This is a genomic window from Glycomyces sp. NPDC049804 (assembly GCF_040674615.1).
Taxonomy (GTDB): Bacteria; Actinomycetota; Actinomycetes; order Mycobacteriales; family Micromonosporaceae; genus Glycomyces; species Glycomyces niveus.
Window position 1 is genome coordinate 108,014 of the sequence record NZ_JBFAMQ010000009.1, and the last position, 21,467, is coordinate 129,480.

General features: G+C 71.7%; 16 protein-coding genes. 6 read left to right on the forward strand and 10 right to left on the reverse strand.

The window, feature by feature from the left end; genetic code table 11:
- Nucleotides 1–50 precede the first annotated feature (50 nt).
- Genes AB0K52_RS16310 through AB0K52_RS16350 form a run of 9 tightly spaced genes read right to left on the reverse strand, consistent with a single transcriptional unit; the run spans nucleotide 51 to nucleotide 11,158 of the window.
- Nucleotides 51–716: a GntR family transcriptional regulator gene (locus AB0K52_RS16310; protein ID WP_363532371.1), complete on the reverse strand. Its 666-nt coding sequence runs from the start codon at nucleotides 714–716 to the stop codon at nucleotides 51–53.
- Nucleotides 713–3,106: a beta-L-arabinofuranosidase domain-containing protein gene (locus AB0K52_RS16315; RefSeq protein ID WP_363532374.1), complete on the reverse strand. Its 2,394-nt coding sequence runs from the start codon at nucleotides 3,104–3,106 to the stop codon at nucleotides 713–715. The genes AB0K52_RS16310 and AB0K52_RS16315 overlap by 4 nt, the downstream gene beginning before the upstream one ends.
- Nucleotides 3,103–4,533 carry an aminopeptidase P family protein gene (locus tag AB0K52_RS16320; RefSeq protein WP_363532376.1) on the reverse strand — a complete coding sequence of 477 codons (1,431 nt, stop codon included), beginning with the start codon at nucleotides 4,531–4,533 and terminating at the stop codon, nucleotides 3,103–3,105. Before AB0K52_RS16320 ends, AB0K52_RS16315 begins: the two co-directional genes overlap by 4 nt.
- The gene (locus tag AB0K52_RS16325) at nucleotides 4,530–5,822 is read right to left on the reverse strand and encodes an alpha/beta fold hydrolase (protein ID WP_363532378.1); all 1,293 of its coding nucleotides are present in this window, start codon (nucleotides 5,820–5,822) and stop codon (nucleotides 4,530–4,532) included. The genes AB0K52_RS16320 and AB0K52_RS16325 overlap by 4 nt, the downstream gene beginning before the upstream one ends.
- The gene (locus AB0K52_RS16330; protein ID WP_363532381.1) at nucleotides 5,819–6,676 is read right to left on the reverse strand and encodes an ATP-binding cassette domain-containing protein; all 858 of its coding nucleotides are present in this window, start codon (nucleotides 6,674–6,676) and stop codon (nucleotides 5,819–5,821) included. Before AB0K52_RS16330 ends, AB0K52_RS16325 begins: the two co-directional genes overlap by 4 nt.
- Nucleotides 6,673–7,506, reverse strand: a complete 834-nt coding sequence (locus AB0K52_RS16335) for an ABC transporter ATP-binding protein (RefSeq protein ID WP_363532384.1) — start codon at nucleotides 7,504–7,506, stop codon at nucleotides 6,673–6,675. The genes AB0K52_RS16330 and AB0K52_RS16335 overlap by 4 nt, the downstream gene beginning before the upstream one ends.
- Nucleotides 7,503–8,501 carry an ABC transporter permease gene (locus tag AB0K52_RS16340; protein ID WP_363532386.1) on the reverse strand — a complete coding sequence of 333 codons (999 nt, stop codon included), beginning with the start codon at nucleotides 8,499–8,501 and terminating at the stop codon, nucleotides 7,503–7,505. Before AB0K52_RS16340 ends, AB0K52_RS16335 begins: the two co-directional genes overlap by 4 nt.
- Nucleotides 8,498–9,463 (reverse strand): ABC transporter permease, encoded by a 966-nt coding sequence (locus tag AB0K52_RS16345; protein ID WP_363532389.1) that lies wholly within the window; start codon nucleotides 9,461–9,463, stop codon nucleotides 8,498–8,500. The genes AB0K52_RS16340 and AB0K52_RS16345 overlap by 4 nt, the downstream gene beginning before the upstream one ends.
- Before the next feature lie 6 nt (nucleotides 9,464–9,469).
- Nucleotides 9,470–11,158 (reverse strand): ABC transporter substrate-binding protein, encoded by a 1,689-nt coding sequence (locus tag AB0K52_RS16350; RefSeq protein WP_363532392.1) that lies wholly within the window; start codon nucleotides 11,156–11,158, stop codon nucleotides 9,470–9,472.
- A gap of 291 nt (nucleotides 11,159–11,449) precedes the next feature.
- Between AB0K52_RS16350 and AB0K52_RS16355 the strand changes: the two genes are divergently transcribed.
- The 5 genes from AB0K52_RS16355 to AB0K52_RS16375 all read left to right on the forward strand — a co-directional run bounded on the left by AB0K52_RS16355 (nucleotide 11,450) and on the right by AB0K52_RS16375 (nucleotide 18,983).
- A complete protein-coding gene (locus AB0K52_RS16355; protein WP_363532395.1) occupies nucleotides 11,450–13,600 on the forward strand; it encodes an alpha-galactosidase in 2,151 nt (716 codons plus the stop codon).
- A gap of 263 nt (nucleotides 13,601–13,863) precedes the next feature.
- Nucleotides 13,864–14,565: a ThuA domain-containing protein gene (locus AB0K52_RS16360; RefSeq protein WP_363532398.1), complete on the forward strand. Its 702-nt coding sequence runs from the start codon at nucleotides 13,864–13,866 to the stop codon at nucleotides 14,563–14,565.
- Nucleotides 14,544–15,638 carry a Gfo/Idh/MocA family oxidoreductase gene (locus tag AB0K52_RS16365; protein WP_363532401.1) on the forward strand — a complete coding sequence of 365 codons (1,095 nt, stop codon included), beginning with the start codon at nucleotides 14,544–14,546 and terminating at the stop codon, nucleotides 15,636–15,638. The genes AB0K52_RS16360 and AB0K52_RS16365 overlap by 22 nt, the downstream gene beginning before the upstream one ends.
- 102 nt (nucleotides 15,639–15,740) lie before the next feature.
- Nucleotides 15,741–17,318 carry a ricin-type beta-trefoil lectin domain protein gene (locus tag AB0K52_RS16370; protein WP_363532404.1) on the forward strand — a complete coding sequence of 526 codons (1,578 nt, stop codon included), beginning with the start codon at nucleotides 15,741–15,743 and terminating at the stop codon, nucleotides 17,316–17,318.
- Between the two features lie 246 nt (nucleotides 17,319–17,564).
- Nucleotides 17,565–18,983, forward strand: a complete 1,419-nt coding sequence (locus AB0K52_RS16375) for an NAD(P)/FAD-dependent oxidoreductase (RefSeq protein ID WP_363532407.1) — start codon at nucleotides 17,565–17,567, stop codon at nucleotides 18,981–18,983.
- 133 nt (nucleotides 18,984–19,116) lie between these two features.
- On the opposite strand, the gene AB0K52_RS16380 is transcribed toward AB0K52_RS16375, so the two are convergent.
- The gene (locus AB0K52_RS16380; RefSeq protein ID WP_363532410.1) at nucleotides 19,117–20,049 is read right to left on the reverse strand and encodes a DMT family transporter; all 933 of its coding nucleotides are present in this window, start codon (nucleotides 20,047–20,049) and stop codon (nucleotides 19,117–19,119) included.
- Between AB0K52_RS16380 and AB0K52_RS16385 the strand changes: the two genes are divergently transcribed.
- Nucleotides 20,048–21,451 (forward strand): PLP-dependent aminotransferase family protein, encoded by a 1,404-nt coding sequence (locus AB0K52_RS16385; RefSeq protein WP_363532413.1) that lies wholly within the window; start codon nucleotides 20,048–20,050, stop codon nucleotides 21,449–21,451. The two genes, AB0K52_RS16380 and AB0K52_RS16385, sit on opposite strands and share 2 nt — an antisense overlap.
- Nucleotides 21,452–21,467: the final 16 nt, after the last annotated feature.

Genomic DNA, 21,467 nt, shown 5'->3' on the forward strand with positions numbered 1-21,467 from the left:
GCGCGGGCCCGCGTTTTGTGACGGGAAGTCGCGAGAATCTTCGGCCGGGGTCAGGCGCGGTCTTCGGCTTTGCCCGCCCACCAGCCGGTCGCGTGGCGGATGTGCTGGCGCATGAGGGCTTCGGCGGCGTCGGCGTCGCCCGCGGCGAGGTGGTCGAGGAGGCGGTGGTGCTCGTCGGCCGAGACGTGGAGGCGGCTCGACTCGACTAGGGAGACGAGCCCGACGAGGCGGGTGCGCTCCCGCAGGTCCGCGATGGTCTCCACGAGCACGCCGTTGCCGAGGAGCGCGGTGAGTTCGAGGTGGAAGCGCTGGTCGGCGAGGAGATAGGCCGGGAGGTCGCCCGCGCGGGCCCCGGCGACGATCGCGTCGGCCTGGGCCCGAAAGTCGGCGAGGCGGTCTGCCGGGAAGTCCCGGGCCGCGCGGGCCATCGCGGGCGGTTCGAGCAGCAGCCGGATCTCCACGATGTCCTGGAGCAGTTCGTCGCTCACCGCGGTGACCCGGAATCCCTTGTTGCGCACCGTCTCCACGAACCCGCGCTTCTCGAGGTCGAGCATCGCCTCGCGGACCGGGGTCGCCGAGACCGCGAACTGCTCGGCGACCCGCGGCACGGTCATGAGCGTGCCGGGGGCGAGCTCGCCGGAGATGATCGCGAGCGAGAGCATCCGGCCCACGCGCACCCGCAGGCTCTCGCCGGGCTCGAGGCGGCGGTCGCTCATCGCGCGCCGCCGGTCCCGGGGATCACGAGCCGCCGCCGCGGCTCCTCGTTGCCCGCCCGGTCGGTCGCCGCGTACTCGATCACCTGCGGTTCGGGGCCGATCGCGCGCACGAACGCCTCCTGGAAGGTCCCCCAGAACGTGCCCGGCCCCTCCCACTGGATCCGCTCCACACCGGACACGTCGTCATCGGCGTGGAGTGTGATCTCCCAGCTCGACCCGAGTTCCTTCACGGTGGCGCGGGAGACGGGCGGCGCGGTGTCCACGCTGATCTCGCGAGCGGTGGCCGCGGTGCGACCCTCGCTGTCGCGCACCCGGGCCTCGATGCGGTGCGCGCCTTGGGTCTCGACGGTGAACGGCGCGGTGTAGGGCCGCCAGTCGCCTTCGCCGAGCCGCCATTCCAGGCTCACCGCCTCGGCCGTCTCGGATTCGAGCGCGTGGAGGCGGACCGCGGGCGCGGTCGTGTACCAGCCTGAAGGGGCCGGTTCGGTCAGGATCTCGATGGCCACCCCAGGCATGCCGGAGCCGACGCCGTCGAAGGCGATCTCGGCCTCGTGGGAGCGGACGTACATGTGGTACTTCGTGTCCAGCCCCGACCAGCACGGCTCGAACTCGATGTCGTCGAGCGTGACGACGCCGGCGACGGCGAGCTCGGCGAGCAGTTCGGCGCCGTCCGGGAGGCCGTGCTCGTCGCGGCGGGCCGCGAGCGGGAACGGCAGCGGCGTGGTCAGCTCCGAGCGGGCCAGCAGCAGCGTCGGACCGAGGAACAGCGCGCACTGGCGCTCGTCGTCGATAGCCGGTTCGGAGCGCAGCCGCGCCGGCGTGGCGAGGTGCAGTTCGTCGCCTGACTTCCAGGCGCGGGTGACGGCCGCGTACTGACCGGGGACCAGGCTCGCGCCAGTGGGCGCCCCGTTGAGGCGCAGTTCGAGATCGCCTGCGGCCCATGCCGGGACGCGCAGGTGCACGGTGCGCTCCACGGCGGTGTCGCCCTCGAAGGCGAGCGTGACGCCCTCGCCGAGCGGGTAGCCGGAGCGCAGCCGGACCCGGAGCCCTGCCTCCTCCCAGTCGAGTTCGGAGTCGATCGGGAGGTTCACGTACAGCCCCTCGGCCCCGTGGAGATAGACCGTGTCCTGGTACTTGACGTGGTTCTCCAGGCCGGTGCCGCCGCAGCAGGTCCCGGTGTTTCCGTACTCGCGGAACGCGCCGGGGTGGACCGGGAACATGTAGGTGACCTCGGGACCGGTGTCAGAGCGCACCGCGCGGCGCGAGCCGAGGATGTGGTTGAGGACCGTGCGCTCGTAGTAGTCCATATAGGCCGGATCGAGGGCGTGCGCGAAGAGGCGGCGAGCGAGCTTCAGCAGGTTGTAGGCCGCGCACGTCTCGGCGTTGCGGTGGCCCACGTCCGCGGCCACGGCGCCTGGCGGACCCCACAGTTCGCTCTCGCCGGTCCCGCCGTGGGCGTACATGCGACTGGGCACGATCTGGGCCCAGATGCCTTGCGCCGCTTTCAGATAGCGCACATCGCCGGTCTGTTCGAACGCATCGACATAGCCGATGAGCTGGGGCAGATGCTGGTTCGCGTGCATGTCCGTGAGGATGTCCGTGCCGCTCGCGCCCGCTTCGAGGACGTTCTCCTGGTCGAAGTACGCGGCCGTCTCGAGGAACCGAGGCTCCCCCGCGGCCGCGCTGAGGCGGACCAGGGCCTCGTTCATGCCGCCGAACTCGCCCGCGATGTAGAGCGACCACATGCGCTGGCGGCGTTCGGGTTCGAGACGGGAGAGGCGGCCGTGCACCCAGCGGCCCATGGCGTTGGCGAGGCCGAGCGCCTGTTCGTTGCCGGCGAGCTCGTACGCGTCGAGTAGCCCGGCCATGAGCTTGTGGCAGGTGTAGTAGGGCGCCCAGATCTCGCCGTACGGGGCGAAGTCCTCCAGGCGGGAGAACTGCCATTCGCCGTAGGCCGCGAGGAAGCCGTAGTGGGAATAGCGGCCCGTGGCGGCCAGCGCGTCCCGGACCTCGCCGAGGCCGGTCACGAACTCGTCCACTTTGGCGTGCAGGGCGGGGTCGCGCTCCCCCGCCGCCGCGTGGGCGAGCATGGAGAGGAAGTGGCCGGCGTAGTGGCCGCGGAGGAGGTTCGCGGTGGGGGCGTGCTCGCGGCCGGGGTAGTCGGCCTCGCTCCACGGGCGTTCGTCGGGGTGGCCGAAGTCCTCCCAGTTGCCGGGCGGGAGCGCCCCGCGCGTGTCGAGTCCGGCGTTGCGGCGGAAGACGGCGAGCAGGCGGTCGACGGGGTAGACGCGGGCGAGGTGCAGCATCTCGTCGCGGGCGCGGGCGAAGACGCTGGTGTCGGCGATGCGGACCGCGCCGAGCGGGAAGGGCCGCAGGGAGGGTGCGGTCACGGGGCTTCCTTGAGGCGGGCCTGGGTCCAGGCTTCGACGCCGGCGGCGTCGATGGGGAGGGCGGCGGAGAGGATTTCGGCGCCGTCCTCGGTGACGAGGAGATCGTCTTCGAGTCGCACGCCGATGCCGCGCAGTTCCGGAGGGACGGTGCGGTCGTGGGCGTGGAAGTAGAGCCCGGGTTCGACGGTCATGACGACGCCGGGTTCGAGGTCGGCTCCCATGTACTCCTCGTATTCGGCGTGGCCGCAGTCGTGCACGTCGAGGCCGAGGTGGTGGCCGATGCCGCAGGCGAGGTAGCGGCGATGCTGCTGGCCCTGCGGGGAGAGCGCCTCGTCCACGGAGACGGCGAGCAGGCCCCAGTCGTGGAGGCCCTGGGCGACGACCTCCATGGCGGCGAAGTGGAAGTCGAGGTACGGGACGCCGGGGCGGACCTGGGCCATGCCGGCGCGGTGGGCCTTCTCGACGAGGTCGTGGACCTCGCGCTGCTGCGGGTTGAAGGCGCCGCTCGCGGGGAGGGTGCGGGTGACGTCGGCGGTGTAGAGGCTGTTCGCCTCCACGCCCATGTCGAGCAGGAGGGCGGCGTCGGGGAGGACGGGTCCGTCGCAGCGGGTCCAGTGGAGGACGGGCGCGTTGGGGCCGGAGCCGACGATGGTGGTGTAGCCGACGCCGTTGCCGTGGGTGCGGGCGTGCCGGTCGAAGGTGCCCTGGAGCCAGCGCTCGCCGAGGCCTTCGCCGACGGCGCGCGGGATCTCGCGGGCGACGGCGGCGAAGCCGTCCACGGTGGCGTCGACGGCGAGGCGCATCTGCGCGATCTCCCAGGCGTCCTTGACCATGCGCAGGACGGAGAGGTGCCGGTCGAGGAGCGCGGAGGGTTCGAGGCCGTGCTCGGCGGTGAGGGCCGCGTCGGCGGTTCGGATCGTCAACGCGCCCTTGATGTCCAGTTCATCGAGGTGTTCGACGGGTGCGACGTCGACGGCGAGGGCGTCGGCCCATTCGGCGAGGCCCGGGGAGGCGCCGACCCAGAGTTCGCCGTGGTTCGCGTCGCCGAAGAAGCCGGTCTCGCCGGGGCGGAAGGGCGGGGGGAGGTAGAGGCGGGCGTCGTGGCCGCCGGGGCGCGGGGTCATGACGAGGACGGCGTCCTCGGCCTGGCAGCCGGTGAGCCACACGAAGTCGCTGTCGGGTCGGAACGGGTAGACGTTGTCGTCGTTGCGGGTCGGGGCGGAGCCGGAGGCGACGACGAGCGTCTCGCCGGGCAGGCGCTCGCTGAGCCGGCGGCGGTGGTCGGCGGCCGCTTCGGCGGCGCCGGCGACGGGCGCCGCGGGGACGGGGTCGGTGCCCCATCCGGTGGCGATGAAGTCGGTGAACCCCTTGCTGTCCTTGATCTTCGGGTAGCGGGTGCCCGCGTAGGGCGGCCTCTGGCCGGTCATCGCCGTTCTCCTCCTCGGTCGCGCACCAGGTCGCGCAGGCGGGCGAAGACCCGCTCGGCTCCGATGCCGTCGTGCTCGTATTCGTTGGTGACCCACGCTTGGGCGCTGCCGATGCCGCGCAGGGTGTCGAGTTGCAGTCCGGAGTCGACGAACATGTCGTCGAAGTAGACGGCGGCCGCGACGGGGACCTCGTTGGCGGCCAGGCGTGCGGGGTCGAGGATCGGGCTCCATTCCTCGCGGGCGGCGAGGGCGTGGACGGCGGGGCCGAAGCCGCGCAGGAGCCGGACCTCCTCGAACATCCACGGGAACGCCATCTCGCCGGTGAACGGCAGCGGCCGGACGGCCTCGCCGAACTCGGGGCGTCGGTCGCGTTCGCGCTGGGCGGCCCACGCGGTGGGGCCGTTGGGGCCGTCGCCGTAGATGGACTCCTGGAGGGTCCAGAAGAGCGGGTTCCCGGCGGAGGAGGTGCGGGCGAGGACGCCCGCGAGGAACCCCTCGGAGAGGCGGTCGCCGGCGACGAAGGCGTCCTCGACGAGCCAGTGCATGCGCTCGAAGCCGGGCTTCATGCCGAAGTCGATGCCGAGGGACTGGAAGCGGCGCACGGTGAGCACGTCGCCGTCGGGGAGCAGGACCGGTTCGGCCGCGAGCCGGTCGGCGATCCGCGCGACGGCCTCCACGTCGTGCGGGTAGCGGCGGTAGTACTCGGCGGTCTTGGCCGCGACGCGGTCGAAGGTGCGGCGGTAGACCTCGTCGGCGCTCATCGGGTTGCCGGGGATGCCGCCGCACACGTACGCGGCGGCCAGCGCCTCGGGCGCGTGGGAGAGGTAGGCGAGGGTGAGCCAGCCGCCGTAGCTCTGCGCGAGCGTCGCCCATTCGCGCCCTTCGTAGAGGTGGGTGCGCACGTGCTCGAGGTCGCGGACGATGGAGTCGGCCCGGAAGCGCGCGAGGTGGTCCGCGCCGGTCTCGGCGTCCATGGCGGAGAGGATCTGGGCGTCGAGCGGGGTGCTGCGGCCGGTGCCGCGCTGGTCGACCAGGACGATCCGGTAGTGCTGTAGGGCCTCTTTGATCCAGCCGCCGGGTTCGAGCGGACGCGGGTTGGCCCCGCCGGGGCCGCCCTGCAGGTAGGTGAGGAGCGGCAGGTCGTCGCGGCGCTTGTCGGGGTCGACGAGCTCGCGCACGAAGACGTCGATGGCGCCGGCCTCGGGGCGCCACCAGTCGAGCGGGACGGTCGTGTGGCGCTCCCGCACCCAGATGCCGGGCAGCTGGTATTCCGCCTTGGGGTCCTTCACAGTTCGGCTTCCTCTCGTTCGCGGCGGGCCTGCTCGTTCCGCCTCCGGGCAGCGTCCCATTCGGGTCGGATGCGCGGGACGGCGGCGAGGAGCCTGCGCGTGTACGGGTCCTGCGGGGCGTCGAAGACGGTGTCGCGGTCGCCGGTCTCGACGATGCGGCCGCCGTTCATGACCGCCACGCGGGTGGCGACCTGCCGGACCACGGCGAGGTCGTGGGCGATGAAGAGGTAGCTGAACCCCTCTTCGTCCTGGAGTTGCCGCAGGAGGTTGACGACCTGCGCCTGGACCGAGACGTCGAGGGCGGAGACCGCTTCGTCGGCGATGATGAGCTTGGGCGAGACTGCGAGCGCGCGGGCGATGCCGATGCGCTGGGCCTGCCCGCCGGAGAACTGGGCGGGGAAGCGGGTGGCGTGGTCGGGGTCGAGGCCGACGCGTTCCATGAGCGCGCCGGCGAAGGCTCGCGCGCCGCCGGGGATCGGGCGGCGCTGGTAGACGAGCGGCGCGGTGACGATCCGCTCCACGGTGTGCTTCGGGTTCAGGGACGAGTACGGATCCTGGAACACCATCTGCACTTCGGAGCGGAAGGCGTGGAGGGCGTTCCCGGTGAGCGCGTGGACCTCGCGGCCGTCGAACTCGATGGTGCCGCCGGTGGTGTCGATGAGCCGGGCGATGAGGCGGGCGGTGGTGGACTTGCCCGAGCCCGATTCGCCGACGAGCGCGAGGGTCTCGCCGCGCCGGACTTCCAGTGAGACGTCGTCCACGGCCCGGAACGTCCCGGAGCGGCCGAGGAGGCCGCCGCCGGAGACGGTGAACTCCTTGACCAGGTTCCGGGCGCGCAGCAGGGTGTCGGTCATCGGGCCTCCTCGGTCAGGGTGCGCAGCAGGCCGATCTCGTCGTCGATGCGCGGCACGGCGTCGAGAAGCATCCGGGTGTAGGGCGCCTGCGGATCGGTGAAGATCCGCTCGGCCGTGCCCTGCTCGACGAGGTCGCCGTCGCGCATGACGACGATGTGGTCGGCGACCTCGCTGACGACGGCGAGGTCGTGGGTGATGAGGATGAGCCCGGCCCCGGTGTCGGCGCGGATCTCGGCCAGGAGGTCGAGGATCTGGGCCTGGACGGTGACATCGAGGGCGGTGGTGGGCTCGTCGGCGATGATGAGCTCGGGCTCCATGCTGAGGGTCATCGCGATCATGACGCGCTGGCGCATGCCGCCGGAGAACTGGTGCGGGTAGTGGTCCACTCGCGTTGCGGCGTCGGCGATGTGGACGCGTTCCATGGCTTCGATGGCGACGGCCCGGGCCTGGCGGCGGGTCACGCCGGCGCGGTGCGAGCGGTAGGCCTCGGCGATCTGCGTCCCGACCGTGTAGTACGGGTTGAGGGACGAGAGCGGGTCCTGGAAGATCATCGCGATCCGGTCGCCCCGGTAGGAGCGCATGGCGCGTTCGGGCAGCGCCGTCAGTTCGGCGCCGTCGAACTCGATGGAGCCGGTCCGCTCGGCGCCCTTGGGGAGCAGGCCCATGATGGCGAGGCTCGTCATGGACTTGCCGGAGCCCGACTCGCCGACGATGCCGAGCGCGCCGCCGCGCGCCAGGTCGAAGTCGAGGGCCTTGACGACCTCGCCCGGGCCGTTGGCGTCGGGGAAGGCGACCGTGAGTCCCCGTACGCGCAGCAGTGTGTCGCTCATGCCGTGCTCCCCACTCGCACTCGCGGGTCGATGGCGGTGTACAGCAGGTCGACGACCATGTTGCCGACGACGACCAGGAAGGCCGCGAGCAGCGTGACGCCCATGATGACCGGCTGGTCGTTCTTGGTGATCGAGTCGGCGGCCATCTTCCCGATGCCGCCCAGCCCGAACACGGTCTCGGTGATGAGGGCGCCGCCGAGCAGGCCGGCGAAGTCCATGCCGAAGATCGTGACGATCGGAGTGAGCGCGGGCCGCAGCGCGTGCCGCCGCCACACCAGGCCGGGGCTGAGCCCTTTGGCGCGGGCGGTGCGCACGTAGTTCTCCTGCAAGGTCTCGATGACGTTCGCGCGGGTGAGCCTGGTGTAGACCGCGGCCATGCCGATCGCGAGCACGATCCAGGGCATGAGGAAGTTCTGGAACCACTGCAGCGGGTCTTCGGAGAACGGCACGGCCTGCGGGAACGGCAGCCAGCCGAGTGTCACCACGAGCACGAACTGGAGCGAGAGCGCCAGCACGTAGTTCGGGATCGACATGCCGGTGAGGGTCAGGCCCGCGATGAACCGGTCCGCGAACTTCCCTTCTCGCACGGCGCTGAGCAGGCCCCCGGCGACGCCGGCGAGGAGCCACAGCGCGGCGGCGCCGACCGCCACGGTGGCCGAGACCGGGAGGCGCTGGACGATCATGTCCGTCACGGCCTGGCTCGACTGGAAGGAGTAGCCCAGGCACGGTGCGGCGCAGTCGATCGCGTTCGGGCCCGTCCCGTACGTGCGACCCGCGAAGAGCCCGGCGAGGAACGTCCCGAACTGGGTCCAGAACGGGCGGTCGACGCCGAGGTTCGCGCGGATCCGGTCGATCGCCTCGGGGGTGCAGTTCTTGCCGCAGATCTGCACGGCCGGGTCGGGCGAGAGCACGAAGAAGATCACGAACGTGAACAGGCACACCAGGAACAGCACCACGAGCATGCCGAGCACGCGGTTGGCGGCGAAGCGGATCATGCGGTCCCCTCCCCCAGGAGTCTGCGGATGCGGTCGCCGAGGACGGTGAAGGAGAGCACGAGCAGGAACAGGAAGGCTCCCGGGATGAGGAAGTACGCGGGGTCGACCGCGTACCAGGCCACCGAGCTCGCGATCATCTGGCCCCAGGACGGCGTCGGCGGGACGACGCCCACGCCGAGGAAGGACAGGCCCGCCTCGGTGCCGACGTAGCCGGGCACCGCCAGGGTGGTCATGACGATGATCGTCGAGGTCAGGTTCGGCAGGATCTCCTTGAAGATGATCTGGGCGCTCGTCGCCCCGGAGGCCTTCGCGGCTTCCACGAACTCCCTTTCCTTGAGCGACATGGTCTGCCCGCGAACGATGCGAGCCAGGTACGGCCAGCCGAAGAACGAGATCACCAGCACCAGCAGGACCTGGCGGTTCTCGGCGGGCAGTGCCGAGAGGACGGCGATCATGAAGATGAGCGCCGGGAACGCCATCAGGAACTCCATGACGCGCGAGACCACCATGTCGACGCGCCCGCCGAAGTAGCCGGCGACGAGGCCGAAGACGACGCCGAGGACGCCCGTCAGCACCGTCGCCGAGATCGCGATGAGCATCGAGACCCTGGCGCCGTAGACGATCCGCGCGAAGATGTCGCGCCCGTTCCCCGGCTCGACGCCGAACCAGTGGTCGGCGCCCATGCCGCCCGCGGTCCCGAGCGGGATGCCGCCCAGGTTCGGGTCGACGGCGTCCTGGTCGAACTCCAGCGGCCCGTAGCCGCTGAGCTTCACCAGCAGCGGCGCGGCCAGTGCCATGAGGACGATGAGGAGGATGTAGACGCTGCAGGCCACGGCCGCGCGGTCGCGGAGGAAGGCGCGGACGAGGTTCCCCCCGCGGGCGGGCGGCGCGGCGGCGCCCTCACGCACCGCCTCGCCGCCCGCGGCGCCTTCGACTTCGAGCTCACTCGGAGTGAAGGTCATCGGAGTTCAGCCTCGCGACGGGTCGCTCAGGCCGATGATGGTCAGGTCGGTCATGCTCGTGTTCGGGATGTACCCGGCGATGTTCTCGCCCGGCAGGAACACGCTCGGCTCCTGCAGCAGCGGGACGATCGGCGCCAGCGCCATGACCTCCTCGTCGAACTCGCCCCACTCGACGTTCGCCGCCTCGAGGTCGGTCATCGCCCGGATCTCGTCGATGCGGGCGTTGATGCCGGGGTCGTCGATCTGGGCGATGTTGGTGTTGCCCTTCTCGGTGATGACGCGGCCGTCGACGAGCGGCGGGACCATGGTGCTGGAGCTGGAGGCCCAGTCCGGGCACCAGCCGGTGATCGCCGCGTCGTGCATCTGCGACGGGGTGCCGATGGTCTCGTAGAAGGTGGAGGTGTCGATGACGTTGAGCTCGACCTCCACATCGATCTCGGCGAGGGCCTGCTGGATCGACTCGGCCTGCGCCTGCATGATCGGGTTCGAGCGGATGTCGAGGACGAACGAGAAGCCGCCGCCCAGCCCGACCGACTCGAGCAGTTCCTTGGCCTTCTCGGGGTCGCCGCTGTCGCCTTCGCTCGGGTAGAGGTCGAAGTCCTTGTGGCCGTTGACCGCGTCCGGGATGATCGTGGTCGCCGGGAGCGCGAGCTGCGTGCCGCCCGAGGCGGTCTGCAGCGAGGTGCGGTCGACGGCGTAGTTCATCGCCTGGCGCACCTCGAGCTTGTCGAACGGGGCCTGGGTGGTGTCCATGCCCATGTAGGTAACGCAGTAGGCCTCGGCGCTGACGACGCGGTCCTGGAGCTCCGGGGACTGGAGGCGGGCCAGGGTCGCGGGCTGGACCTTGCCGGAGATGGCGTTCACGTCCGAGCCCTGCCCGGCGAGGAGGCGTTCGTCGATCGTGGCCCCTTCGAGGCCGATCTCGAAGTCCCACGCGTCCGGGTAGGCCTTGCGCACGTCGTCGGTGGCCTGGTCCCAGTGCTCGTTGCGCACCAGCTTGATCGAGCTGCCGGGCGTGTACGACTCGAGCGTGTAGGGCCCGGAGGCGATGACGTCCTTGATGAACTCGTCGCCCGCGCCGGTGCCGATCGGGAACGGGACGGCGTTCACCTGCGCCACCACGTTGTCGAACTCGGGGAACGGGGCCTTGAGGTGGAAGACGATCGTGCGCTCGTCGGGGGTCTCGATCCCCGGGTGCTCGCCGGACTGGTACGGCCCCTGGTAGTCCGCGGGGGCCTCGATGGTGTTCCGGAGCCAGGGCGAGCCGATGCCGATCTCCGGGTCCCAGGCCCGGGAGATGCCGAACTTCAGCTCAGCAGAGGTGATGGGGTCGCCGTTGTCGAACTTCAGCCCCTCTTTGAGGGTGTAGGTCCAGGTGAGGCCGTCTTCCGAAGCGGTGCCGAGGCTTTCGGCCATGTCGGGGACGACGGCGTTCGGGTCCTCGGCGTCGCCCGCGGCCTGCATGGTGAGGCCGCGGTAGATGAGGCGGTAGAAGGCGTTGACGCCGCCGTCCCAGCCGCGGGCCGGGTCGAGGTAGGAGAAGTCGGCGTTCTGAAGCATGTGGACGGTGCCGCCCTGTTGCGGCTGGCCGCCGGGGCCGTCGCCGCCCGAACCGCTCTCGCCGCCGGAACACGCGGTGAGCAGCAGCGCCACCGCCGCGAGCGCCGCCGCCGCGCGGGTTGCTCTTCTGATCATGGGGGGTTTCCAATCGCTAGTTCGCGCTGGCATGCGGGGGGTGCGCGGGAGGGTGCGTGCCGTAGAACCCTTTGCGTGCTGCCTCACGCCGTCGGATTCGCAGTAACATATCACATATCACATATCATTGGAACGGGCTGAGAATACGGTTTCGTTAACCCGGTTAAGCCATGTAGCGTGCCCCTGGACCGCGCCTTTCCGCGCCGCTTTCCACCGCGCGAAACGCGCGGCGGCGCTGCTGCCGACCACGCTGCAAGCGCCGCAAGCACTGTCCGCACCCGAAGGAGCAACGTGAACCACGGAACCCCGATCCTCCTGCGCCGCGACGGCGTGGCCCTCATCCTCAGCGCCCCGGACGCGGGGCTCCCGGCCGTGCTGCACTGGGGCGCCGACCTCGGCCCGCTCACGGCCGCGGACCTCGACGGGCTCGACCGCCTCACCGGCCGCCAGACCGCCCCCGGCACGCTCGACGCCGCGTGGCGGGTTCCCTTGGCGCCGCAGGAATCCGACGGTTGGGCGGGACGCCCGGGCCTCCTGGTCACCCAGGGCGGGCGCCCCGTCTTCCCGCGCTGGTCGGAGACTTCGGTGCGCATCGAGGAAGCGGACGCGCGGTTCATCGCGATCGACGAGGTCACCGGTCTGGCGCTCACGACCCGAATCGCCATCGAGGCGGGCGGGCTCGTGCTGGTCGACCTCGAACTCGAGAACTCCGGCATCGACAACGCCGACGGGGAGCCGTTCGAGGTGGCATGGCTGGAGGCGGCCCTTCCCGTGCCGAAGACCGCCGACCATCTCACCTCCTTCACGGGCCGCTGGGCCCGTGAGAAGGCCCCGGCGACGAGCGCGATCCCCCGCGGCTCCACGGTGCGCGAATCGCGACGCGGGCGCGGGGGCCACGACTCGCCGTGGGTCACCTTCGCCTCCAACGGGATGCCGCGCAACCGCACCGGCCACGTGTGGGCCGTGCACCTGGGCTGGAGCGCCGACGTGCGCCACCGCACCGACCGCCACACCGACCACGTGACGCTGCTCGGGGCCGGCGAGCTCCTGCGCCCCAACGAGATCCGGCTCGCACCCGGCGAGTCGTACCACGCGCCGACCGCGTACTTCTCCTGGTCGGACACCGGACTCGACGGCATCGCCGACCGGTTCCACACGTGGATGCGCGCCCGCCCGCAGCGCCCGAAGACCGCCCGTCCGCTCGTGCTCAACACTTGGGAGGCCGTGTACTTCGACCACGAGCCGGCCCGGGTGGAGGCCTTGGCGCGCAAGGCGGCCGCGATCGGCGTCGAGCGGTTCGTGCTCGACGACGGCTGGTTCATGGCCCGCCGCCACGACCGCGCCGGGCTCGGCGACTGGCAGGTCGACCCGGCCGCGTGGCCCGAGGGCCTCGAACCGCTCGCCGGGCTCGTGCGCTCCCTCGGCATGCAGTTCGGGCTGTGGTTCGAGCCCGAGATGGTCAACCTCGACTCCGACCTCGCGCGCAGCCACCCCGACTGGCTGCTCGCCAACCCCGCGTCCGTGCCGTCGCCCGAGGGCCTGTCGTGGCGCACGCAGTACGTGCTGGACCTGGCGAACCCGGACGCGTGGGAGCACCTCCGGTCGCAGATGTCGACCCTGGTGGAGCGTCTGGGCATCGCCTTCATCAAGTGGGACCACAACCGCGACCTCGTCGAGGCCGTCCACGAGGGGCGGCCGGGCACGCACCTGCAGACCCTCGCCACCTACCGGCTCATCGACCGGCTCAAGGCCGACCACCCGGGCCTGGAGATCGAGTCGTGCTCCTCCGGCGGCGCCCGCACCGACCTCGGCATCCTCGCCCGCACCGACCGGGTGTGGGCCTCGGACTCCAACGACCCCGTCGAGCGCCAGGACATCCAGCGCTGGACCGAGCTGGTGCTGCCGCCCGAGATGATCGGCGCGCACGTCGGCCCCTCCCCCGCGCACTCCTCCGGGCGGGCCACGCCGCTCGCCTACCGGATCGCGACCTCGCTGCAGGGCTCGGCGGGCTTCGAATGGGACATCCTCTCCTGCACCGAGGAGGAGACCGAGCAGATCAAGGCGTTCGGCGCGCTGTACAAGGAACTGCGCGGCCTGCTGCACACCGGCACCGTGGTGCACCCGGACACGGTGGATCCGGCGCTGCGCGTGCGCGGCGTCGTCGCGGCCGACCGCTCCGAAGCGGTCTTCACCCTCGCCACGGTCGCCTCGCTCGAAGACGCACTGCCCGAACGGGTCCGGCTCGACGGCCTCGACCCCGAGCGCCGCTACACGCTGCGGGTGCGAGACGAGATCGGCGCGGCGGAACACGGCTGGACGACCCCGCCGTGGCTGGGCAAGGACGCCGTCACCGCGCCCGGCCGCGTCCTCTGCGACGTCGGCCTGCAGCTGCCGGGCCTGTGGCCGGCGCAGGCGGTCATGCTCCACCTGACTGCCGAATGACCTAGCGCCGCAGCGCGATCGAGCGAGGGGTCGTCCGCAGGCGCGGGCGGCCCCGGAGGCTTCCCGGACCCGCGTCGTGCAGACCGCTCTGCGGCATGTGCAGATCGATCGCCGCCTCACACTACTGAAACTGTTTCTATCTCTATTCGATCGTCCATCGACGGGGAAGCCCGTTGCGGTCGTCCGCGCCATGGGCTACGGTCGGAGCCGCGACCCGAAAACGACGACAACAAGCGGTGTCAGAGCACCGGTGAAGGAACCATATGAGCGAGCGAACAGCGCTGATCGTCCGAGGCGGATGGGAGGGGCACGCGCCGGTCGAGGCTACTGAACTGTTTCTGCCCTTCCTGCGGGAGCAGGGCTTCGAGGTGCGGATCGAGGAGTCCCCGGAGGTGTACGCGGACGCGGACGCGCTCGCGGCCACCGACCTCATCGTGCAGAGCATGACCATGTCGGAGATCAGCCACGACCAGCTCAAGGGCCTGCGCGCGGCCGTCGCCGCGGGCACGGGCATGGCGGGCTGGCACGGCGGCATCGCCGACTCGTACCGCAACTCATCGGACTACCTGCAGCTCATCGGCGGCCAGTTCGCGACCCACCCCTCCAAGGAGCCGGGCCAGTGCAAGGGCTCGCAGGAGGACAACTACCTCAAGTACACCGTCGAGTTCACCGACCTCGGCCGCGAGCACCCGGTTACCGCGGGCATGGCGGACTTCGAGCTCGACACCGAGCAGTACTGGGTGCTGCACGACGACCTCATCGACGTGCTCGCCACGACCACGCATCCGGTGCAGCCGTGGCACCCGTGGCACCGGCCGATCACCTCCCCGGCCGTGTGGACCCGCCTGTGGGGCGAGGGCAGGGTCTTCGTCGCGACCCCCGGCCACAGCGTCGACGTCCTCAAGGACGAGAACGTGCGCACCATCATCGAAAGGGGCATGCTGTGGGCGACCCGCACGGCGTAGGCATCGTCGGCCTGGGGGCCATCTCCGGCCAGTACCTCAACACCTTCGAGGCGTGCCCGGGCATCCGGATCGCGGCGGTGGCGGACCTGAACGAGGCCCGCGCGGCCGAGGTCGCCGAGGCGACCGGGGCCGTCGCGCTCGGCGTCGACGAGCTCGTGGCGCACCCCGAAGTGGACACGGTCCTCAACCTCACCATCCCCGCCGCCCACGCGGACATCGCGCTGCGGGCCATCGCGGCGGGCAAGGACGTGTACGGCGAGAAGCCGCTCGCCGCGACGTTCGCCGACGCGCAGCGGGTGGTCGAGGCCGGAGACGCGGCGGGCGTGCGGGTCGGGTGCGCGCCGGACACGGTGCTGGGCACCGGCGTCCAGACCGCGCGGGCCGCGATCGACAAGGGCGACATCGGGACGCCGACCTTCGCGACGGCCACGATGATCGCCTCGGGCCACGAGCGCTGGCACCCGAACCCGGACTTCTACTACACCGAGGGCGGCGGGCCGCTGCTCGACATGGGGCCTTACTACGTGACCTCGCTCGTGCACCTGCTCGGCCCGGTCGTATCGGTGACGGGCGCGTCCAGCCGCTCGCGCGACCAGCGGGTCATCGGCTCCGGTCCCCGTGCGGGCGAACTGATCCCGGTCTCCATCGACTCGCACGTCACGGGCATCCTGCAGCACGCGGGCGGGGCTCTGAGCACCGTGGTGATGAGCTTCGACGGGCACGCGACGCAGGCCCCGAACATCGAGGTCCACGGCACCGAGGGCTCGATCGGCGTGCCCGACCCGAACCACTTCGCGGGCGACGTCGCCCTCCACCGCATCGGCGGCGACAGGGAGGTGCTCGCGCCCAGCGCCGGGTACGCCGAGTCGGGCCGGGGCGTCGGGATCGTGGACATGGCTCGGGCGCAAGGGGTCCCGCGGGCGAGCGGCGCGCTGGCACTGCACGTGCTCGAGGTGATGACCTCGCTGCTGCGCGCGGCCGAGACGGGCGGCCGCCTGGACGTGCTGACCACGGTGGAGCGTCCGGAGCTGGTGCCGCTGACCGCTCACGCCGAGTGGACCACCCCTCAATAATATCGAAATTGATCAATCCGACAATCTTCACATTACCGCGGAGTAACGGTAGTCTCCCTACTACGATCCGTCGACAGCGATGTTTCCGAACAGGAGACTGCCATGTCCACTCCCCGGAACAGGATCACCGCTGCGCTGGCAGCAGCGGTGCTCACCACCCTCACATTGTCCACAATGGCCTCCTCGGCCCAGGCGGCGGAACGGCCCGACCCCGTCCCGCTGCCCGACCACCTCGAAGCCGTGCGCGCCGCCGAAGCCACCGCGCTCTACGGCAGCCCCGGCATCCGCCCCCTCGAGCAGCGCTCGACCTCGCTGGTCTCCATGGGCGACAGCGAGATATCCGGCGAAGGCGTCGGCAACTACGAGCCCGGCACGCACGAGGACGGCAACTGGTGCGACCGCTCGCTCGACCAGGCGCTCTTCCGCACCGGCATCGAGAGCGACGTCCAGTACAACCTCGCGTGCTCCGGCGCCGCGTCGCCGCATCTGATCCAGAGCACCGGCCAGCAGCAGTGGAACGAGCTCAACCAGGGCGACCAGCTCGCCGTCAAGGCCCGCAACACCAACGTGAAACTCGTGTGGATCGTGGTGGGCGCCAATGACGAAGGCGGCATCGAGTTCGGCCCCGTCGCCACCGAGTGCGCCACCAACCGGATCCTCTTCCTCGGCCCCTGCTGGCCGAACCACACCGACGACTGGGAGGCCCGCGTCGAGGTCAGCCGGGACGGCGTCGAGAACGCCATCGACGGCGTGCGCCGCACCATGACCGAGGCCGGGTACCTCGCCGCCGACTACGACCTCGTCGTCATGTCCTACCCCAGCCCCGGCGGCCCCGACGTCGAGGACAACCCCGACTTCCCCGGCTGGTACGCCGGCGGCTGCCTCCTCTACCTCGCCGACGCGGCCTTCGCCCGCAACAAGGCCGTGCCCCTGTTCGAGGCCGGCATCCGCGAAGCGGCCCTGGGCAAAGGCGCCCGCTACCTCGACGCGCAGCGCCTCTTCGACGGCCACGGCGTGTGCGAGCAGCAGCCGTGGGCGAGGGGCGTCTACGTCGAAGTGGGCGAACTGCCCTCCGAGCATGCGTTCCGGCAGTCCCTGCACCCCAACTTCCTCGGGCACGGCGCCTTCGCGCAGTGCATCACCGCGTTCTACGACCACCCCGACTGGGCGACCTCGACCTGCGTCGACCCCGCCAGCACCGGCGGCGCGGTCCTCTACGAAGGACTCCTCGAGTTCCAGGACCTCAAGCACCGGACGACCGGCCTGTGCGCCGACGCGGAGGGCTACGACTCCCGCAATGGCACCGACCTCATCGCCTGGACCTGCAACGGCGCCCGCAACCAGGGCTTCTGGCTCGACCCTGAGCGCGGCTCGCTGCACGTCGAGCTCAGCCACGACCGCTGCGTCGACGTCCAGGGCGGCCGCGTGCAGGCCGGGTCCGCGCTGCTCCTGTGGGACTGCCACGGCGGCCTCAACCAGCGGTTCACGGTGGACGGCACCGGCATCCACCCTGCCGGGCACTCGAACCTCTGCCTGGACCTCAACGGGACCGGCACCGGCGCTCCGCTGGTGCTCGCCCAGTGCGGCACCACCGGCAGCGCGTTCGGTCTCGCCGACCGCGACTATGCCGACCCGGCCGGCTACGGCCACGACGACTGGATCGGAGCGAGCGTCTACTAGGCAGCGTTTGCGAAGTCGGATTTCCCCTGCCTCCCCCTGCACACGTCCGTTTCCGCGGGTTGATCTCCGTGCGGGATCCGGTTTTACCGCACCCCGCATTCTTGAACGCGGCCTGGCGGCCCTGACCGGGCCGGGGCGTCCCCGGCCCGGTTCCCTGTGCGCCGCAACGCAACACCCCGAACGCTGACGGCCGCCTCGCGACGCGCGTAGGCTTCCTCTCTGGGACGCATCGGAAGGGGCAGGCGGATGACAGCCGAAGTACGCGAGGTCGACCTGGTCGTGATCGGGGCCGGAGCGGTGGGCGAGAACGTCGCCGACCGGGCCGTCCAAGGCGGGCTCGAGACCGTGATCGTCGAAGGCGAACTCGTCGGCGGCGAATGCTCGTACTGGGCGTGCATGCCGTCCAAGGCGCTCCTGCGCCCGGTCCAGGTCCTCAGCGCCGCACAGGCGCTCCCCGGCGTGAGCGTCGGCGGCGGCCTCGACGTGCCCGCGGTCCTGCGCAGGCGGGACGCGATCACCCACGACTGGAACGACCAGAGCCAGGTCGACTGGCTCGACAGCGCCGGGATCGGCCTCGTGCGCGGGCACGGGCGGCTGAGCGGCGAACGGGAGGTCACCGTGACCGCCGCGGACGGCGGCACCTCGGTCCTGCGCGCCCGCCACGCCGTCGCCCTGGTCACCGGGTCGACCCCGGTCATCCCGGACATTCCCGGTCTGCGCGAAGCGAAACCGTGGACCAGCCGCGAGGCCACCAGCGCGAAGTCGGTGCCGAAATCCCTCGCGATCCTCGGCGGCGGCGTGATCGCCGTGGAGATGGCGACCGCGTTCCGGACGCTCGGCGCCGCGGTCACCGTCATCGCCAAAGAGGGCCTCCTCGGCACCGTCGAACCGTTCGCGGCCGAGCGGGTCACCGCGTCGCTGCGGGCACACGGCGTCGAGATCCTCACGCACGCAACGACGACGCGCGTCGAACGCACCGAAGGCGACGTCCTGCTCGAGACCGACAAAGGCACGGTCGCCGCCACCGAACTCCTCGTGGCCACCGGCCGCCGCCCCAACACCGCCGACCTCGGCCTCGAGTCGATCGGCCTCGACCCGGCCGACCGGCTCGCCGTCGACGACACGCTGCTCGTCGACGGCTTCGACTGGCTGTACGCGGTGGGCGACGTCAACGGGCGGGCACTGCTGACACACCAGGGCAAGTACCAGGCGCGCGCGGCGGGCGACGTGATCGCCGCCCGCGCGAAGGGCCGGCCGGTCGACGACGCGCCGTGGGGCGCGCACGTCGCCACCGCCGACCACGGTGCGGTCCCGCAGGTCGTCTTCACCGATCCGGAGGTGGCGGCCGTCGGCCCGACCGCCGACCAGGCACGGGCGCAAGGGAAGCGGATCCGCGTCGTCGACTACGACCTCGGCTGGGTCGCCGGATCGAGCATCGCCCGCGACGACTACCGGGGCGCGGCCCGGATGATCGTGGACGAGGACCGCGGCGTCATGATCGGGGCGACCTTCGTCGGCCCCGAGGTGGCCGAGCTCGTGCAGGCCGCGACCACGGCGATCGTCGGCGAAGTGCCGCTCGACCGACTCTGGCACGCCGTCCCGGCCTACCCCACGGTCAGTGAGATCTGGCTGCGGCTCCTCGAAGGGTACGGGCGACCGGACTAGGGGTGCCTGCGCATCCCGGGCGAGTCCGTTCGCCCCTCGCAAGGCTGAAGGCCCTCCCGATACCAGGGCGGTATCGGGGGGCCGACAACGCGGCGATCGGGCAGACGGGCCCGAAAACGGCCGCCCTGAATGCTCAGTGGCCCCTGAGCGCGACGCCCCCGAGGCGGGCGCGCACGGCGAGGCCCGCGCAGGCGATCACCGCCAGCCCGCCGCCCACCGTGGTCCAGGTGAGCGGTTCGCCCAGGAGGAGCGCCGCCCATGCGATCGTCATGACCGGCTGGGTCAGCTGCACTTGGCTCACCTGCGCCATCGGCCCGATCGCGAGCCCGCGGTACCAGGCGAAGAAGCCGAGGTACATGCTCACGGCCGCGAGGTAGGCGAACGCGAGCCACTGCACCGGCGTCGCCGTCGGCGGCTCCTGCGCGACCGCGACGGCGGTCAGGGCGAGCATGGCCGGGGCGGCGAGCACGAGCGCCCACGAGACCGTCTGCCAGGAACCGAGTTCGCGCGCCAGCAGGCCGCCCTCGGCGTACCCAACGGCGGCGGCCAGCACCGCGCCGAAGAACAGCAGGTCCGCGCCGCCGAGCGACCCGATCCCGCCGCCCCGCAGGGCCGCGAAGCACACCGCGGCGGCCGCGCCGAGCCCGGCGAACGCCCAGAACGAGGCCGCCGGGCGCTCCTTCACCCGCAGCACGGCCATGATCGCCGTCGCCGCCGGGAGCAGCGCCACCACGACCGCGCCGTGTCCGGCGGAGGACGTGGTGAGCGCGTAGGAGGTGAGGAACGGGAACCCGACCACGACGCCGCCCGCGACGAGCGCGAGCCGACCCCATTGGGCCGCCGTGGGAGGACGCTGGCGGGTGGCGGCCAGCGCGAGCCCCGCGAGCGCGGCGGCGATGACGGCGCGGCCGGAGCCGATGAACAGGGGCGAGAGCCCTTCGACCGCGATGCGGGTGAGCGGGAGGGTGAACGAGAAGGCCAGGACGCCGAGGAAGCCCCACCACAGGCCCGACCGCTGCGATAGCGCCGGGGGCGCAGCGACGATAGTGCTACTCTCTATACTCATGTCGAATGGTAGCACTCAGCGGATCGTGGACGGCCTGCGCGCGTGGATCGCGGCCGCCCCGCCGGGCGCGAAGCTCCCGACGAACCGCGAACTGATGGCCGAGCACGGGGCGAGCCCGGTCACCGTCCAGAAGGCCATGCACGCCCTGAACGCCTTGGGGCTCATCGAGACCCGGCCCGGGGTGGGGACGTTCACGCGCGCGGTGCGGGCGCCTCGGGCGGTGGACTTCGGCTGGCAGACGGCCGCGCTCGGCTCGCCGCATTCGCGGTTGCCGAAGGTCTCCTCAACCCAGCGCTCGGCCGCTCCGGACGCCATCAGCCTGCACTCGGGCTATCCGGACCGGGAGCTGCTGCCGGAGCGGATGGTGCGGGCCGCTCTTGCGCGGGCGGCGAAGTCCGAAGCGGCGCTGACGCGTTCGCCGGTGCGGGGCCTGCCTGAACTGCAGGCGTGGTTCGCGGCCGAGCTGGGCGGGTCCGCCGGAGTGGCGCCGCCGACGGCCCGTGACGTGATGATCGTGTCGGGCAGCCAGAGCGGCCTCGGCTCGGTCTTCCGCTCGGTCGTCGGCTCCGGCCGGCCACTCCTGATCGAGTCGCCGACGTACTGGGGCGCGATCCTCGGCGCGGAGCAGGCCGGGCTCGCGCTGGTGCCGGTCCCCAGCGGCCCTGAGGGTCCCGACCCGGAGGAGGTGGACCGGGCGTTCCGGCGGACGGGAGCGCGGGCGTTCTACGCGCAGCCGACGTTCGCGAACCCGACGGGCGTGCAGTGGTCGCCGCGCCGCGGGCGGGAGCTGCTGGAGGTGGTGCGCGCGCACGGGGCGTTCCTCATCGAGGACGACTGGGCGCACGACCTGGCGATCGACGCCGATCCCGCTCCCCTTGCGGCGCAGGACGACGGCGGGCACGTGGTGTACCTGCGGTCGCTGACGAAGAGCGTGTCCCCCGCGCTGCGCGTGGGGGCGGTGGTGGCGCGCGGGCCGGTGCGCGACCGGATCGCGGCCGACCAGGGGGCCGAGGCGATGTACGTCAGCGGGGTCCTGCAGGCGGCGGCGTTCGACGTGGTGACGCAGCCGGGCTGGCGGCACCACTTGCGCGCCTTCCGGAACCAGGTGCGGATCCGCCGCGACCTCCTCGTGGACGCGCTTCGCGAGCACGCGCCGGACGCGCAGCTCGAGCGCGTCCCGGCGGGCGGCCTGAACCTGTGGCTGCGCCTGCCCGACGGCGTCGACGCCGAGCGGCTGGTGCGCGACTGCGAGTCCCGGGGCCTCCTCATCGCCCCGGGCACCGAATGGTTCCCGGCCGAGCCGCCCGGACCCTACGCCCGCGTCAACTTCGCCGGCCCGGCCCCGGACCGCTTCCCCGAAGCGGCCCGCCTCTTCCAGGCGGCCTTGGACGAGCAGCGCTGAAACGCGGTTGGCGCCG